This window comes from Mycolicibacterium arcueilense (assembly GCF_058536225.1).
On sequence record NZ_JBZTYL010000011.1, the window covers coordinates 1 to 14,750 of the forward strand.

16 protein-coding genes are annotated in these 14,750 nt (G+C 66.7%); 4 read left to right on the top strand and 12 right to left on the bottom strand.

Annotated elements, in window-relative coordinates; all coding sequences use genetic code 11:
- Positions 1–160: 160 nt before the first annotated feature.
- Positions 161–1,783: a long-chain fatty acid--CoA ligase gene (locus tag AC4LGL_RS16515; RefSeq protein WP_491839716.1), complete on the bottom strand. Its 1,623-nt coding sequence runs from the start codon at positions 1,781–1,783 to the stop codon at positions 161–163.
- A gap of 108 nt (positions 1,784–1,891) precedes the next feature.
- Between AC4LGL_RS16515 and AC4LGL_RS16520 the strand changes: the two genes are divergently transcribed.
- Positions 1,892–2,203, top strand: a complete 312-nt coding sequence (locus AC4LGL_RS16520) for a hypothetical protein (RefSeq protein ID WP_088305606.1) — start codon at positions 1,892–1,894, stop codon at positions 2,201–2,203.
- A gap of 3 nt (positions 2,204–2,206) precedes the next feature.
- Here the strand turns inward: AC4LGL_RS16520 and AC4LGL_RS16525 are convergent, their stop codons facing one another.
- The 3 genes from AC4LGL_RS16525 to AC4LGL_RS16535 all read right to left on the bottom strand — a co-directional run bounded on the left by AC4LGL_RS16525 (position 2,207) and on the right by AC4LGL_RS16535 (position 4,427).
- Entirely contained in the window at positions 2,207–2,521 is a 315-nt protein-coding gene (locus AC4LGL_RS16525; protein ID WP_491839717.1) for a hypothetical protein, read from the bottom strand.
- A gap of 129 nt (positions 2,522–2,650) precedes the next feature.
- The gene (locus AC4LGL_RS16530; RefSeq protein ID WP_491839718.1) at positions 2,651–4,012 is read right to left on the bottom strand and encodes a cation:dicarboxylate symporter family transporter; all 1,362 of its coding nucleotides are present in this window, start codon (positions 4,010–4,012) and stop codon (positions 2,651–2,653) included.
- Positions 4,013–4,160: 148 nt separating this feature from the next.
- On the bottom strand, positions 4,161–4,427 hold the full coding sequence (locus AC4LGL_RS16535) for a hypothetical protein (protein ID WP_491839719.1): 267 nt from the start codon (positions 4,425–4,427) through the stop codon (positions 4,161–4,163).
- A gap of 184 nt (positions 4,428–4,611) precedes the next feature.
- On the opposite strand from AC4LGL_RS16535, the gene AC4LGL_RS16540 reads away from it, so the two are divergent.
- Complete coding sequence (locus AC4LGL_RS16540; protein ID WP_491839720.1) at positions 4,612–6,168, top strand: sensor histidine kinase; 1,557 nt, start codon at positions 4,612–4,614, stop codon at positions 6,166–6,168.
- A 31-nt stretch (positions 6,169–6,199) separates the two neighbouring features.
- Positions 6,200–6,895 carry a response regulator gene (locus AC4LGL_RS16545; protein WP_491839721.1) on the top strand — a complete coding sequence of 232 codons (696 nt, stop codon included), beginning with the start codon at positions 6,200–6,202 and terminating at the stop codon, positions 6,893–6,895.
- A gap of 1 nt (position 6,896) precedes the next feature.
- Here the strand turns inward: AC4LGL_RS16545 and AC4LGL_RS16550 are convergent, their stop codons facing one another.
- From AC4LGL_RS16550 to AC4LGL_RS16580, 7 genes are all read right to left on the bottom strand, one after another.
- Positions 6,897–7,988 carry an MmpL3/TtfA transport complex stabilizer gene (locus AC4LGL_RS16550; protein WP_491839722.1) on the bottom strand — a complete coding sequence of 364 codons (1,092 nt, stop codon included), beginning with the start codon at positions 7,986–7,988 and terminating at the stop codon, positions 6,897–6,899.
- Positions 7,989–8,436: 448 nt separating this feature from the next.
- Positions 8,437–9,111: a helix-turn-helix transcriptional regulator gene (locus AC4LGL_RS16555; RefSeq protein ID WP_491839723.1), complete on the bottom strand. Its 675-nt coding sequence runs from the start codon at positions 9,109–9,111 to the stop codon at positions 8,437–8,439.
- 74 nt (positions 9,112–9,185) lie between these two features.
- Positions 9,186–9,998 (bottom strand): methyltransferase domain-containing protein, encoded by an 813-nt coding sequence (locus AC4LGL_RS16560; RefSeq protein ID WP_491839724.1) that lies wholly within the window; start codon positions 9,996–9,998, stop codon positions 9,186–9,188.
- Complete coding sequence (locus AC4LGL_RS16565) at positions 9,995–10,783, bottom strand: ABC transporter permease (RefSeq protein WP_491839725.1); 789 nt, start codon at positions 10,781–10,783, stop codon at positions 9,995–9,997. The genes AC4LGL_RS16560 and AC4LGL_RS16565 overlap by 4 nt, the downstream gene beginning before the upstream one ends.
- The gene (locus AC4LGL_RS16570; protein WP_491839726.1) at positions 10,780–11,493 is read right to left on the bottom strand and encodes an ABC transporter ATP-binding protein; all 714 of its coding nucleotides are present in this window, start codon (positions 11,491–11,493) and stop codon (positions 10,780–10,782) included. Before AC4LGL_RS16570 ends, AC4LGL_RS16565 begins: the two co-directional genes overlap by 4 nt.
- A gap of 7 nt (positions 11,494–11,500) precedes the next feature.
- Entirely contained in the window at positions 11,501–11,956 is a 456-nt protein-coding gene (locus AC4LGL_RS16575; RefSeq protein WP_491839727.1) for an MTB12 C-terminal domain-containing protein, read from the bottom strand.
- Positions 11,957–12,067: 111 nt separating this feature from the next.
- Positions 12,068–12,907, bottom strand: a complete 840-nt coding sequence (locus tag AC4LGL_RS16580) for a peptidoglycan recognition protein family protein (protein WP_491839728.1) — start codon at positions 12,905–12,907, stop codon at positions 12,068–12,070.
- A 243-nt stretch (positions 12,908–13,150) separates the two neighbouring features.
- Between AC4LGL_RS16580 and AC4LGL_RS16585 the strand changes: the two genes are divergently transcribed.
- Positions 13,151–13,855, top strand: coding sequence for a DUF3060 domain-containing protein (locus tag AC4LGL_RS16585; RefSeq protein ID WP_491839729.1), 705 nt, complete (start codon positions 13,151–13,153; stop codon positions 13,853–13,855).
- On the opposite strand, the gene AC4LGL_RS16590 is transcribed toward AC4LGL_RS16585, so the two are convergent.
- Positions 13,828–14,715, bottom strand: a complete 888-nt coding sequence (locus tag AC4LGL_RS16590; RefSeq protein ID WP_491839730.1) for an alpha/beta fold hydrolase — start codon at positions 14,713–14,715, stop codon at positions 13,828–13,830. The two genes, AC4LGL_RS16585 and AC4LGL_RS16590, sit on opposite strands and share 28 nt — an antisense overlap.
- Between the last annotated feature and the right edge of the window lie 35 nt (positions 14,716–14,750).

Below are 14,750 nucleotides of genomic sequence, written 5' to 3' on the forward strand. Positions count from 1 at the left end.
CTGGGCACACCGTCACACCACCCGGGACACCGAGGCCGCTTGACAACTTGCGGTCCTGGGATGTCTAGCGAGTCCCGCCCCGCCGCCTGCCACCCGTTGTCACACTAATGGGTGCGAATGGCGGGGACGGACAAGGCGGGGACGGCGGACCAACGGCGAACTAGAGCGTGACCACCTCGTACGCTCCGTCGGCGTGCCGGGCCCGGATCGTCTTCTTGTCGTACTTGCCGACGCTGGTGCGTGGCACCTGCTCGATGAACGTCCACCGCTCGGGCAGCCACCAGCGAACCACCTTGTCCGCCAGGAACTCCCGCAGTTCAGCCGCTTCCGCTGAAGCGCCCTCGTTCAAGACCACGACGGCCAGCGGGCGTTCCTGCCAGCGCTCGTCGGGCACCCCGACCACGGCCGCCTCGAGCACCGCGGGGTGGGCGATGAGATGGTTCTCCAACTCCACCGAGGAGATCCACTCGCCGCCGGACTTGATGACGTCCTTGGCGCGGTCGGTCAGCGTCACGTAGCCCTGCGGATCGATCACGCCGACGTCTCCGGTGCGCAGCCAGCCGGTGTCGAACTTCTCGGCGTCACGGCCCAGGTAGTAGGCCCCGGTGATCCACGGGCCGCGTACCTCCAGTTCGCCGACCGCGGAACCGTCGCTGGGCAGCGCGGCACCCTCGTCGTCGACGACGCGCACCTCCACGCCGCACATCGGCCTGCCCTGGCTGACCCGCATCTCCCACTGCCGCTCCTCGGACACCCCGGGCAGCGGCTTGGCCACCGTGGCCAGTGGCGAGGTCTCGGTCATCCCCCACGCCTGCTGGATGTGCACACCGTAGGTCTCCTGGAAGGTCTTCATCAGGGAGAGCGGCACGGCCGAACCGCCGCAGGCGACCAGCCGCAGCGACGAAATGTCATGTCCGGGATTCTTTTCCAGACAGTGCATGACGTCGTTCCAGATGGTGGGCACGGCCCCGGCCAGCGTCGGGCGCTGCGTTTCGATCAGGTTGATCAGCGAGGCACCGTCCATGAACCGGTCGGGCATCACCACGTTGGCGCCGGCCATCAGCGCCGCATACGGCAGGCCCCACGCGTTGGCGTGGAACATCGGGACGATGGGCAGCACGGTGTCACCGCAGCTGACGTCGAGCGCATTGGCGGTGCAGGTGTTCAGCGCATGCAGGTAGCTCGACCGGTGGCTGTACACCACACCTTTCGGATTTCCGGTCGTGCCGCTCGTGTAACACATTGCCGCCGCAGAGTTTTCGTCGATCTCCGGCCAGTCGAATTCTTCTGGCTGCCCGGCCAGCAGATCGTCCCAGCGCACGACCGTCACGCCCTTCAACGCCTCCACGTCGCCCTCACCCACCACGACCACGGTGTGCACGGTCTCCAGTAGTGGCAGCACGGGGGCGAGCAGGGGCACCACGGAGGCGTCGGCGATGACGACCTGATCGGCCGCCTCGTTGGCGATGTAGGCGATCTGCTCGGCCGACAACCGGATGTTCAGGGTGTGCAGGACAGCGCCCATCGCGGGCACGGCGAGGTAGGCGGCAAGGTGCTCGGTGTTGTTCCACATGAAGGTGCCGACGCGCTGGTCCCCGTCGATCCCGAGCCCACGCAGGGCATGCGCCAGTTGGGCCGCCTGTCCGCCCAGCTCGCGGTAGTTGATCGTGCGATAGCGGCCCTCGCCGCATGCGGTGGTCACGGTCCGGTCGCCGTTGACCCCGCAGGCGTGCCGCAGGATCGCGGTGATCGTCAACGGCCAGTTCTGCATCGTGCTCTTCACGGGCGCGATGGTATGCGGTCTTTCATCGGTGCCGGCGGGAACGATTCGAATTTCCCGAACGATGTACTTAGGGGAAGATGGACGGACAACGACGGAAGGACGGGTCCGATGCGCACGAAGTCGCTGCTGGCGGCAGTCGGGCTGGCTGTGTTGGGCGTGACGGGCGCGTCGTCCGCGGTGGCCTCGGCCGAGGAGACGGCCCAGGAGACGATCAACCGCCTGCAGTCGGAGGGCTACACCGTCACCATCGACAAGATCGGGACCGCGCCACTGGACCAGTGCACGGTCACCAGCGTGCGCAACCCACAGCAGGTCAGCCAGTTGGTGCCCTACGTCGGGCCGGGACTGGGCGGTGATCGGATCCTCGTGCCGTCGGTCACCAGCCGGACCGTGTCGGTGTCGCTCAACTGCCAGCGCTGACGCTCACCTGGAACAGTCCAGTGACACCGTGATGGTTCGGCGCACCACCACGGGTACAAGGTCGAAATCCTTCGCGCCGTTCTTGCCGAACCGTTCGACCCGGATCAGCCTGGTCTGGGTCTGCGGGTTGCGGATGCTCGTGACGGTGCACTGATCGAGTGGGGCGCTACCCACCCGGTCGATGTTGACGTAGAAGCCCTGGGCTTCCAGCAGTCCGATGGTCTCGACCGCGGAATCGGCATGTGCCGGCACTGCCGGCGCCAGAATCGTGCTTACTGCCGCCCCCGACGCGGCGAGCATGATGATTGATGCTCGCATGGTCGTGTCTTCTTTCTTCTCGCATACACCTTTTCGGTGATGTCCTGCCCGCTGTTACGGGCCAGGCTCGGCACCGGTTCAACGCGAATGGCCCGGCCGGATGTCCCGGCCGGGCCTTTTGTCGTGGGGCTAGACGCGCGCGGGTTCGGCGACGGCCGTGGAGTGGTCGTCGACCATGGTGAGCTCGTCGAACGGGTCGTCCCCGCGCAGCACCGCGTCGACCTTGGTCTTGTCCACGGTGTGCGTCCACGAGCCGACGAGCAGAGTGGCCACCGCATTGCCGGAGAAGTTGGTCACGGCGCGGGCCTCGGACATGAACCGGTCGATTCCGACGATCAGTCCGACCCCGTCGAGCAGATCCGGGCGGTGCGCCTGCAGGCCGCCGGCCAGCGTGGCCAGTCCGGCGCCGGTCACCCCGGCGGCTCCCTTCGACGCGACGATCATGAACACCAGCAGGCCGATCTGCTGGCCGACGGACATCGGAGCGCTCAGCGCGTCGGCGATGAACAGCGCCGCCATGGTCAGGTAGATCGCGGTGCCGTCGAGGTTGAACGAATACCCGGTCGGCACAACGACACCGACGGTGCTGCGGTCGACGCCCAGGTGCTCCATCTTGGCGATGAGGCGCGGCAGCGCCGACTCCGACGACGACGTCGAGAAGATCAGCAGGTATTCGCGGGCCAGGTACCGGACCAGTTTGAAGATGGACACGCCCGACACGGCACGCAGTAATACACCGAGCACGCCGAAGACGAACAGCACGCAGGTCACGTAGAAGCCCAGCATCAGGGTCAGCAGCTGCGTGACGGCAGTCCAGCCGGTCTGCCCGACGACGTTGGCGATCGCGCCGAACGCGCCGATCGGCGCGAGCCACAGGATCATGATCAGCACCTTGAACACGAGCTTCTGCAGGTACTCGATGCCGCGCAGGATCGGCTCGCCGGCGCTGCCCATGCCCTGCAGCGCGAATCCGACCAGCAGCGCCACGAACAGGGCCTGCAGCACGCTTCCGGCCGTCAGTGAGGAGAACAGCGTCTCGGGGATGATGCCCTGGACGAAGTCCATCAACCCACCGGCCTCGTGCGCTTTCTCCGCGAGCTCGGCGCCCTTGCCTGCCGAGCTCTCCGACAGGTGCATGCCGCTGCCCGGGTGGATCAGGTTGCCGACCACCAGCCCGATGGTCAACGCGATCGTGGACATCACCAGGAAGTAGCCGAAGGCCAGACCTCCGACCTTCCCGACGGTGGCGGCCTTGCGCACCGAGCCGATGCCCAACACGATCGTGCAGAAGATGATGGGGCCGATCATCATCTTGATCAGGCTGACGAACATGGTGCCGAGAACACCGACGCTCTTACCGACCTCGGGTGCGACGAGACCGACCACCACGCCGACGACGACGGCCGCGATCACCGCAATGTAGAGCCAGTGGGTGCGGTCGCGACGCTGCGGGGACGCCGGCTCTGATTGCGGGTCTACGGACACGGTCATCGGTGCCACCTCCAGTTGACTTCGAATGCGCTGTAACAAGCACCTTCGACCATAGGGTGAGCCACGTCACGTTTTAGTTCATTACGTTCACGCAGCGATCCGGCCCCCTACGCGAGCGGCTTCGGGGACCGGATCGACGATCGATTGCTCAGATGCCTGTGCAGAGCGAGACGAATGGGATCGGTGCGCAGATGCCGACCGAGAAGTAGGGCGTGATATCGCCGTTCCACGCCGGCGGCGGGGGTGGCGGAGGCGGCGGCAACGGCGCCGCCACGCAGGTGTTCGACGGTGGGTCGAAGACGGTGCCCACCCCGCACTCGGTCGCGTTACCGACCGCCGGGGAAATCGCCGTCACCACTGCCAGTGACGCAACCGCGGCCATGATGATGGTCGTCAAGCGATGAATCACGCTCATCGCAGGTCTCCCTTGGATCTACCCTCGACCCCTGCTCATGGTCAGATTCTACGACTCCGCGCCCGCGAACAGCAGCCCCGAATTGACGGTCGCGAAGGTCGCAGAATTGCCGGCGCGAACTCGCTACCAGCGGATATCCGCGCCACTATTTGGGAAGATTGTTGCCTTCACAATCGGAGGTGCGGTGACGCGTTGGTGGCGACGACTGTCGGGGCGGGTCTGGCCGCGCTCATTGGCGGGGCAGGCCATCGCCCTGCAGGTCCTCGTGGTCGCAGTGGTGGTGCTGGCAGGCACGGCGCTGGCCCTCCTCGATGCCCGCCGCGATGGTGAGGATGCGGCCCGGCAACAGGTGATCGGTATCGCCACGGCCCTGGCCGATTCGCCGTCGACTGCCGCGGCCATCGAATCCGGCACTGCGACACAGGTTTTGCAGCCGGTAACCGAGGCGGTGCGTACCGCGACGGGCATCGCGTTCATCACGATCATGACGCCGGACGGCATCCGGTTCACCCACACCGATCCCAGCCAGATCGGCGGCCATTACCTGGGCACGGTCGAGCCGGCGCTGCGCGGCGACACCTTCAGCGAGGTCTACACCGGGACGCTGGGCCCGTCGGTGCGCGCGATCGCACCGGTGCGTGGTCGCGACGGCCGCATCGTGGGTCTGGTGTCGGCGGGGATCACCCAGCAGACCCTGGGGCAGCGCTGGCGTGCGCAGATCCCGGTGATCGTTGCGGTAACCGCTGCCGCGCTGGGGATTTCGCTGGTCGGGGTGTGGGCCATCCGGCGCAGGCTGCTGCGTCAGACGCGGGGGCTGCGACCCGACGAGTTGCGGGTCATGTACGACCACCACGACGCGATCCTGCATTCGGTGTCCGAGGGGCTCATCGTGCTCGATCGTGACGGTGTGGCGCTGGTGAACGACGAGGCCCGCCGACTGCTGGGGCTCGGGCCTGGGCCGGTGCGGACACAGGACCTGCCGGAATTTCTGCGCAGCACCGCCCCTGGGGTGCGCGACGAGTTGCATGTCACCGGGGACCGGGTGCTCGTGGTCAACCGGGCCCGCGTCGCCGGTTCCGGATCCGAGGTCGTCACGATCCGTGATCGCACCGAACTACAGGGTGCCCTGGGTGAACTCAGCTCGCTGCAGGTCCTGACCGACTCGTTGCGGGCACAGGCGCACGAGTCGGCGAACAAGCTGCACACGGTGGTCACCATGGTGGAGATGGGCCGGCCCGAGGACGCCGTCCGGTTCGCCACCAGCGAGTTGGAGTTGTCCCAACTCCTGGTGGACCGGTTGTCGCAGGCCGTGGGTGAACCGGCTCTGGTGGCACTACTTCTCGGCAAGACGGCTCAGGCGGACGAACGTGGGATCGCACTGACCGTCACGGAGGACACCCAGTTGTCCGCCGACACCGTGCTCTCCGGACAGGAGATGGTGACGGTGCTGGGTAACCTGATCGACAATGCCATGGATGCGTGTGACCGTGAGGATCCGTGGATCGAGGTCACGGTGAGCCAGGACGATCGCGAGTTGTTGATCCGGGTCGCCGACAGCGGACCCGGGATGGATCCGGACACCTTCGAAAGGGCTATGCAGCGCGGATATTCGACGAAATCCGATGCCTCCGGCCACGGCCTGGGCCTGGCTCTGGTGGCGCAGACGGTCAAACGGCACGGCGGGACGCTGCACACCGACGTCACGTACGGCTCCGTGGTCACGGCAACGGTGCCGCGATGAGCGCTTGCGCGAACAGCCGAGGGTACAGCCCATGATCAATGTGCTCATCGTCGAGGACGATCCGTTGATCGCCGAGGCCCACCAGACCTATCTCGGTCGCCTGGAAGGGTTTTCGGTGGCAGCGGTGGCGCACACCGCCCGCGACGCGATGCGCGCGGCAGCCGGAGTCGCGGCCTCCGAGCATCCGGTGGACCTGGTTCTGCTGGATCTCGGATTGCCTGACGCCAGCGGAATCTCGTTGGCATCCGGGCTTTCCGGGTTGCGACCGGCACCCGACATCATCGCGATCACCTCCGAGCGTGATCTGGAGATGGTCCGCGCCGCAGTGGCCCATGGCGCCCTGGCGTACCTGCTCAAACCGTTCACCTTCGCGGCCTTTCGCGATCGGCTGGAGCGCTACGGCCGATACCGTTCGGCGCTGCCGTCGGGAACCGATGCCGCCAGCCAGTCCGAGGTCGACCGGGCTTTGGCCGAATTGCGTGTTGCCTCAAGCGAATCTGCCCGATCTTCGGCAAAGGGTGCGGCGCCGCAGACCACAGAAGGGATTGCCGCGGCTGTGCGCGACGAACCCGACGGCCTGACCGCCGACGAGGCGGCCAAGCGGGTCGGAGTGTCACGGGTGACGGCGTGGCGCTATCTCGAGCGCCTGGCCGACGAAGGTACCGTCACCCGCGCCACGGAGTACGGCAAGGCCGGGCGGCCGCGCACCCGCTACAGGTGGCGTTGAATCAGACGCCGGCCGGCGCCAGCGCGGGCAGTTGGTGCATCTCGACTGCATCCGTCGACACCAGCTGCGAGTACAGCGATTCGGCGACGTCGAAGACGTTGACCTGGCCGGCGTAGTCGGCGATGTAGAGCCGGGTGCCGTTGTCCTGCAAGGCAACCGCCGCAGGCTGTTCGTGCACGTCGATGCTGCCTTGAATCTCGCTGGTCAACGTGCACCAGACGATGACACGGTCGTAGTCGACCACGTACGCGCGGGTGGCATCAGGGTTCAGCACCAGCTGGGTCGGTGCCCCGCCGATCTCGACAGCGTCCACCACGGTCCCCGCGGACAGGTCCACGGTGTGCACCACACCGCGATGCGCCAGGTCGGAGGTGAGCACGTAGGCAACGCCGTCGCCGATCGCGATGTCACGGATCGGAGCACCGATCCAGACCGTGGCCTGCGCCTGAGCGGTCTCGGTGTTGACGACGACCAACCGGCTGCCGCGGAAGTCCGAGGTGGCGACGTACAGGCGCTTGCCGGTCGAGTCGATCTGCAGGGCGTCGAGGTTGACACCCGCACCGGTGGCGATGTCGATGGTGCCGACGCGCTCGGCGGTGGTGTCGATGACCGCGATGTCGATGCGCTCGTGGCCCGCGCGGCCGGCGAACACCCGCTTGCCGTCAGGGCTGATGGACAGGGCGGTGACGCTGAAGGCCAGCGGGTACTCGTTGAGCACCGCACCGGTGATCGTGTCGACCGCCACGATCGCGTCGTGCCCGGGGGTGGCGACGCTGACGTAGGCGCGGTCATCCGCGACGACGACGGCGAACGGGTCTCCGGCGAGGCGGACCGAACCCACAACACCCATGGTGTGAGGGTTGATCACGGTCAGGCTCTGCGCGCCGGTGTTGGTGACCACCACGGTGTCACGCTCGGGATCGATGGCGATGTCGCCGATCGGCCCGCGTCCGACCGCGGCCAGACCGGCCACGTCGATGTCGTCCAGTGCACCGTCGAATGCGACGCTGCGAGCAGTCGAATCGTCGGTGGCGCGATTATCGTGGCCAGCGCGCAGCGCTGCGACCAGCGCGCGCAGGAAGTTGTTTGCCATCGTTATCGGCACCTCCGCCGGCAAGGATGTCACCGGCTCTAGATTCCAGGTTGATCTGCGCCGGGAGTGGCGCGGTTGCATTGAGTCTAGCGACGAAACCGACAGGTCCCGGACGACTTCACAGCGAATAAGTCGCACAGGCCAATTCTCTCTCAGAATGCGCTTAGGAAATTCTTCGTTATCGACTCGTTACCTTTTGGTCGCATTTGATTAAAACCCTGTTACCAGGGACTTCGCAGGCTGGGTTAGACGTGGCGCATTTCACGAGCAGCGGGACCGTCAATAGCAATTCTTACCATCGCCGGCAAAAGTGAGCGGTAGATCACACTGCGACACGCCAGCAAACTTTCCAGAGCGTCAACACCGGGCAGCCTGCAGTGACGGCCGATATGTGTTACTGCTGTGAAAGATGAGTCATGCCGAATCGGCAGTTCGCTGTCGGCAGCAACTACCCCGACACCGGCCGAAGGACGAGGCTCACTTCGCACGACCCGTGCCGGGCGTCGGGCCGCACCGACGCCGCGTACCGACCGCCGATGACCTCGGCGTTCAAGTCGATCACTTCCTGGATCAGGCCCTGCTGGATGCCACGCACGACCTCGGGAGAATCCACCGCGACCTCGGCCAGCGGGCAGGTGCAGATCTCCACGGCCACCTCACCGAACGAGGTGAGCACCGAGCGGACCTGAAATCCCAGCTCACCCAGGGTGGCCACCACCAGGTCGGCGATCGACGTCTCACTGCGCCGGCGCGCCACGCGTACTCGACGGGCCAGATCGGCACCGATGCGCAGTGCCCGAGCTTCCCGTTCGGCGGGGGTACCGCCGAGGTGCGCGGCGAACAGCGCGACGATGTCGGCGTAGTCGAGTCGTGGGGCGATCTCATAGGTCAGCCGCGGTCGTCCGACGCGCCCACCCCCGGATGTCGCCCCGCCGCGGCGGATGACGCCCTGGTCTTCGAGGGTGCTCAGGTGAAACCGGGCGGTGGTGACGTGGATCTGCAGTGTCTCGGAGATCTGTCGGGCGTCCACCGGGCTGTCTGCGGCGCGCAGTAGGTCGAGAACCCGCTGCCGCTGCTGGCCGACTGCCCGATCCGATTCGATGCGTTGACCGTGCCGGGGCATGACCACATCATGCACGGCGGCGGGCCGCCTATCGGGCACGGCGGCGGGCCGCCCATTCGGCACGGCGGCGGGAGTCATTTCGATTCTGCGGCAGGCACCGTGGCGACGATCGCCACCGCGGTCAGATGATCGCGGTAGCGGTTGAAGGTCTTGCGCATGTGGAGGACCCGCTTGCGGGCGGCCGGGTGCGTCAGCACGTTGCCGACGATGCGCAGCGCTCCGAACAGGCCTTCGTCGGCGATCACCCGGCGCGGTTCCAGCAGCGCCATCGGGGCACGTTCGACAGTGACCACCTCGAATCCCGCGCCGGTCAGCAGCTCGGTCCATTCGGCCACGGTCAGCGGCCGGGCGTTGACCTTGATGGCGCGGGCCATCTGGCGGCGGATGTCGTCCTTGATCTCGTCGGCGAGTTGGTCGGGCATCAGGCCCAGTTCGTGGATGGCGTAGCGCCCACCGGGGCGCAGGACCCGGAAGGCCTCGTCGACGATGGCCTGCTTGGCCTTGTCGCCCTGCATGGTCAGCATGGCCTCGCCGACGACCACATCGGCCGAGCCGGCGTCCAGTCCGGTGCTGGCGGCGTCGGCAGCCACCAACCGGCCGCCGGTGTCGGCCACCACTTTCTGCAGCGGGGCCGACGTGGTCGAGCTGTCGTCGACGCCGACGTACGAGCGGGGCCCGCATGCGGCGATGTCGGTGGCGGTCCGGCCCAGCCCGGGCCCGAGTTCGACGACGTCGGCGCCGCTGATTCGGGCGGCAGCGAGCAGTCGGGTGGTCAGCTCCAGCCCTCCGGGGCGGAGCACCCTCTTGCCGAGCCGGGCCAGCAGCCAGTGCCCGGGCAGATCGGCGTCGGACCGTTGCGCCAGCGGCAGATCGTTCTTGCCGGTCATCTCGTGATTCCTCCTCTGCGGGCCATGCACCACGTACTGCACAGCGGGACAACGGAAAACAAGGCGCACGTGTACGCCAGGGCCAGGTCGGGTCCCCATGGCGGGTTCAGGACGATGTCCTGCCCGGTGGAGAAGACCCCGTTGAGAAACGGCATGAACCGTTGCAGCGAATAGCCGCCGGGCAGGTAGCCGACGGCAGTTTCGATGACGTACACCCACAACAGGATCACTCCGACGGCTGCGGCCGGTGTTCTGATCACCGCACCCACGCCGAGCCCGAGACCCGCCGCGAAGAACGCGTAGACGGGCACCGTCCACAGCAGACGCACACCGTGCGGATCGGTCAACGAGACCTGCCCGTAGACCGACCCCGACACCCAGGGCAGTGCGACGAGCACCAGCACCACCATGGCTGCCGCCACCAAGGCCCCGAGCAGTCCGTAGAACAACCACTTGCCGGCGAGGGCCGCCGATGCACGTGGCAGTGCGAACCGCACGTATTGGTGTGCTCCGTAGCGGAATTCGTGGGCCTGGCCGTGGGCTGCCGCCAACGCAGCCAGCACGACGGTCACCGTGATCACCCAGTACGCCGCGTTCGTGGTCGACACCTGCTGGACATAGCTCTGGCCCGGGATTCGGGCGAATCGCTCTGCGACATAGGCGATCAGGAACGTGATCACGGTGGGAAGGACCACCGCGGCCGGGACCAGGACACTCCACAGCGGCCCGCGGCCGCCGGTGCGGATCATCTCGCCGCGCATGCTGCGCAGCACCGCCCCGCTCACGCCGCGGCCATCCGCAGGAGTAGGGCCTCAAGGTGCTGACGCGGATCGGCATCGGCATCGGCAGGCAGGATCTCGTCAAGGCTGCCCGCGGCGGCCACCCGACCTCGGTCCATCACCAGCAGCCGGTCCGCGGTCAACGCCACCTCGCCGAGCAGATGGCTGGCCACCACCACGGTCCTCCCTTCGGCAGCCAACTGCCGCAACAACTCCCGCAGCCAGACGATGCCGGGGACGTCCAGGCCATTGACGGGCTCGTCGAAGATCAGCGCCTGTGGTTCGGCCAATAGGGCGCTGGCGATGGCGAGCCGCTGCCGTGCGCCCATCGACAGTTGCGCGACGCGTCGGTGCCGGAGTTCGGCCAGCCCCACCTGCTCCAGCACATCGTCGATACGTCCGCGGGCGACGTCGCCCAGCGCCGCCAGCCACGACAGATGGCGCTGGGCGCTGTGTCGCGGATCCATCGCCATCGGGTCGAAGTGCACACCCAGCATCCGCATGGGTTCGGCGCAGTCGTCAATTGGATTCCCGCACAACGTCACTGAGCCGCTGTCGGCCCGCTCCATGCCTGCGATCACACGGAGCAGCGTGGTTTTTCCGGCACCGTTGAGTCCGAGCAGACCGGTGACCGTACCGGCCGGGAAGGAAGCGCTGACATCGGTCAGCGCCGGCGTGTTCCCGAACGCCTTGGTCAGCCCGCGGACCTCGATCATCGCCGGATCACTGGAAATTGCACGGAATGGGCAGGCCCAGGGTCGAGATGCCGTTGCACATCGACTTGCTCGCCAGCTTCCATTGCCCGTCGATATAGCGCCATTCGGCGGGGATCTGCAGGGTGGGCTGACCGACGCGGCTGCCGTTGATCACCGCGGTGTGACTGTTGCCGTCGTGGGTTTCGGGCCCGGTCACCACCGCCGAGCCTTTCGGGGCGCGAAAGATGCCGATCCGGTAGACCATCTTCGGCACGATCACCGCCCGTGATCCGCCCTCTAGTTGTGCGGCCTTGACGTGATCCGGCGCCTGGCTCGCCACGAGTAGCTGGATCTGGGCATTGAGTTCCTCCAGCGTGGGGACGGGCGCCGTGATGGCGAAGTCCTCGGCGCTGGCGAGGGGCGCTGTCACCACTGAAAAGGGCACGACAACAGCGCTGGCTACCAGGCAGATCAGGCGCTTCATCAGCGGTTCCTTAATTTGAAGGAGAAGTATTCGGTTAACCATAGAAGTTTGGTTAGCCTAAGACAACACCTTCGTCGGGAACGCAGGGTGCGAAAGTTTGCGCGGCAGGCGTCAGAGCCGCAGTGCGGCCGCGGTGGCCGGGCCGACGATGCCGTCGACCTTCAGCCCGCGGGTGCGCCGTTGGAACTCCTTGACCGCAGCCTCGGTCTGCGGTCCGAAGACACCGTCGACCTCGAGATCCCCCGCATATGCCGCGTAGGCGGACTTGAGCAGGCGCTGCAATGCGGCGACCTCCGGCCCCTCCATGGGCCGATACAGCAGCACATCGGTGTACTGCCCCACGGGCACAGGCGGTCGAGGTGTCGGCGCCGGCTTGCCGACATCGCCGATCTGCGCCTGGATGTCGGTGCGCAGGATGTCCATGTCGATGGCGCCCGGATCCCACTTGCCTTGCGCGCGGCCGGCGTATTCCTTGTGCCCTATGGTGCGTTCTGCGCTCTGCGCCAACCGGCGGTTGATCGCGGCACAGCACCGCACCAGAGCGAAATACTGTGCATCAGGCCAGTTTTTGCGATGCGGCGCCGTGGGGCTGGTACCGCTGTTGGCGCACTCGATACCGATCATGTGCCAGTTGCCCATGTTCGTCGGCAACCACGGATACATGCCGACACCGGCGTGCCAGGCCACCCCTAGTGCCACAACCGTCACCGTTCCGTCGCGAGCGATGTGCAACTGCGACAACGGCCCGGGCAGGTCTGGGCGCCCATTGGCAATCGATGCAGCGGTGGCAGTGTCCGACCCGGTGTGATGCACCATCACCCCGCGGATGTCCTTGAAATCGCCGTGCCCCCGGGTGCGCCAGCCCGGGTACTCGACAAGGTCGATACCTTCGGCGCGGAGCACGTCGGCCAGCCAGACCGGATCCCCGGTCCATCGTCCTGTCTGAGGCACTGAGATTCCTTTTCTTACGCAGCAAACCACCTGTGGGACCAAGCCTACGCGCGGGGACCGACAGCGCCTCACTCTCACCGACGCGGTCAGACCGGTTATGTGTCAATACCTTTTCCCACGGCGATACCACCTGCGCCGCACCCTGGAAGCACATTCGCCCCCAGCACGGTAAGCAAACATATCGACCTGGTTGCAGCCGGTCTTTCCGTCCGCATCGGCGGTCAGATGTGCGAGCATCTGCGCATGGATCCGAAGGACGACCCCGAGGCTCGCATTCGGGAGCTCGAGCGCCCGTTGGCTGACGCCGCCCAAGCATCCGAGTTGGGCATCGGTAAAGCCGCGGGCCCTTCCGGTCCACCGCCGACCCAGCCGTGGACCAACGCATTCCCGCCACCGCCCCCGGGACCCCCGGCTCCGTGGCCGGGCTACGAGCCCTACCCCGCCCCGCCGCAACCGCGACGCACTTCGGGCGCCACGCCGTTCTTCATCCTGTTCGGCGCACTGACGGTGATCCTGGTCGCCGGCGGTATCGCGGCCACTGTGATGTTCAGCAATACCGACACACGCACCACAGACGCAGCCGACACCGACACGGTCACCGACAGCCAGTCGACGACAATCCGGCAGACAACAATCAACGGAGTGCCAGTGCCCGGATCCGTTGCACCCACTGAGGTTCCGGCGGGAGAAACGGTGATCGTCTCGGGCATCAAGGAGCACCGGACCGTCGAGTGCCGGGAAAACACCGTGATCGTGAGCGGCATCGAGAACGAGATCGAGATCCTCGGCCACTGCATCGCGGTGACCGTGTCCGGCGTCGAGAACGTCATCACCGTCGAATCCGTCGAAACCATCGGGGTGTCAGGATTCGACAACCGGGTCACCTACCGCAGCGGGGAACCCGAGGTGAGCAAATCGGGTCAGTCCAACGTGGTCGAGGCGGGCTGATCGGATTCCGCCGGGCGGTCGAGGCGCCGGAGGAATTCGTCGAGCAGACCCACCAGTGGCGCCGGATTGTCCTCTGGCACCCAGGCATAGGAGTCGTCGATGAATTTGAGTGCGGCCTGCGGCAGCGTCTGCGCCAGACGCGCAGCTCCTTCTGCGGGGAAATAACGTTCCTCGCGTGGCCAGACCACGAGCGCGGGTCGGTCGTAGTCGGCCAGCCGGGGTGAGTACTCCGCCAGGTATGCCGGCGACAACCCACTGAGGAAACGCCGGAAATCGTTTCGCACCAACGGATCACTGCGCAACGGCCGCAGGTAGGAAGCCATGATGTCGGCCGGGATGGGGCGCTTGGTCGCACCGCCGTAGGTGATCCGGAGACGCTGCACGGACTTCAGACCGATCAACGTCGACTGCAACAGTCCGGCACCGGGCAGCGAGGCGAGCCGGGACAGCAGTTTGACCGGCCACGGGTCGGAGTCGAAAGCGTTGGTGGCGACGAGCACCAGGGCCTCGACCCGCTGCGGGTGACACGCGGCGACCACCTGGGCGATGTCGCCGCCGTAGCCGTTGCCGACGAGCACCGCCTGCGGGATCTCCAGCGCGTCGAGCAGGTCGACGACGGTGCGGGCCAGCCCGGGTAGGGTGAGATCGGCGTCGGGCAACGCCGGGATGTGCGAGCCGAGCGCCAGATCGGGTGCGATGCAACGGATTCCGTTGCCGAGGCCGTCAGCCACGTGACGCCAGACCAATCCGTTGGCGACGAGCCCGTGCAGCAGGACGACCGGACGGCCGTCACCGCATTCGCGCACGCCGACCGGGCCGCAGGGCAACGGGACCGTCCGCCGGGAGCTGAGTGTGTTCATCTACCTGTCCTCTCGCCGCGAGCATCGGGACATAA

Excerpts from the sequence above, each read along its gene's own strand:
- AC4LGL_RS16520 (WP_088305606.1), top strand. The coding sequence starts at position 1,892 with ATGCGCACGAAGTCGCTGCTGGCGGCAGTCGGGCTGGCTGTGTTGGGC.
- AC4LGL_RS16525 (WP_491839717.1), bottom strand. The coding sequence starts at position 2,521 with ATGCGAGCATCAATCATCATGCTCGCCGCGTCGGGGGCGGCAGTAAGC.
- AC4LGL_RS16530 (WP_491839718.1), bottom strand. The coding sequence starts at position 4,012 with ATGACCGTGTCCGTAGACCCGCAATCAGAGCCGGCGTCCCCGCAGCGT.
- AC4LGL_RS16535 (WP_491839719.1), bottom strand. The coding sequence starts at position 4,427 with ATGAGCGTGATTCATCGCTTGACGACCATCATCATGGCCGCGGTTGCG.
- AC4LGL_RS16545 (WP_491839721.1), top strand. The coding sequence starts at position 6,200 with ATGATCAATGTGCTCATCGTCGAGGACGATCCGTTGATCGCCGAGGCC.
- AC4LGL_RS16550 (WP_491839722.1), bottom strand. The coding sequence starts at position 7,988 with ATGGCAAACAACTTCCTGCGCGCGCTGGTCGCAGCGCTGCGCGCTGGC.
- AC4LGL_RS16555 (WP_491839723.1), bottom strand. The coding sequence starts at position 9,111 with ATGCCCCGGCACGGTCAACGCATCGAATCGGATCGGGCAGTCGGCCAG.
- AC4LGL_RS16560 (WP_491839724.1), bottom strand. The coding sequence starts at position 9,998 with ATGACCGGCAAGAACGATCTGCCGCTGGCGCAACGGTCCGACGCCGAT.
- AC4LGL_RS16570 (WP_491839726.1), bottom strand. The coding sequence starts at position 11,493 with ATGATCGAGGTCCGCGGGCTGACCAAGGCGTTCGGGAACACGCCGGCG.
- AC4LGL_RS16575 (WP_491839727.1), bottom strand. The coding sequence starts at position 11,956 with ATGAAGCGCCTGATCTGCCTGGTAGCCAGCGCTGTTGTCGTGCCCTTT.
- AC4LGL_RS16585 (WP_491839729.1), top strand. The coding sequence starts at position 13,151 with ATGGATCCGAAGGACGACCCCGAGGCTCGCATTCGGGAGCTCGAGCGC.
- AC4LGL_RS16590 (WP_491839730.1), bottom strand. The coding sequence starts at position 14,715 with ATGAACACACTCAGCTCCCGGCGGACGGTCCCGTTGCCCTGCGGCCCG.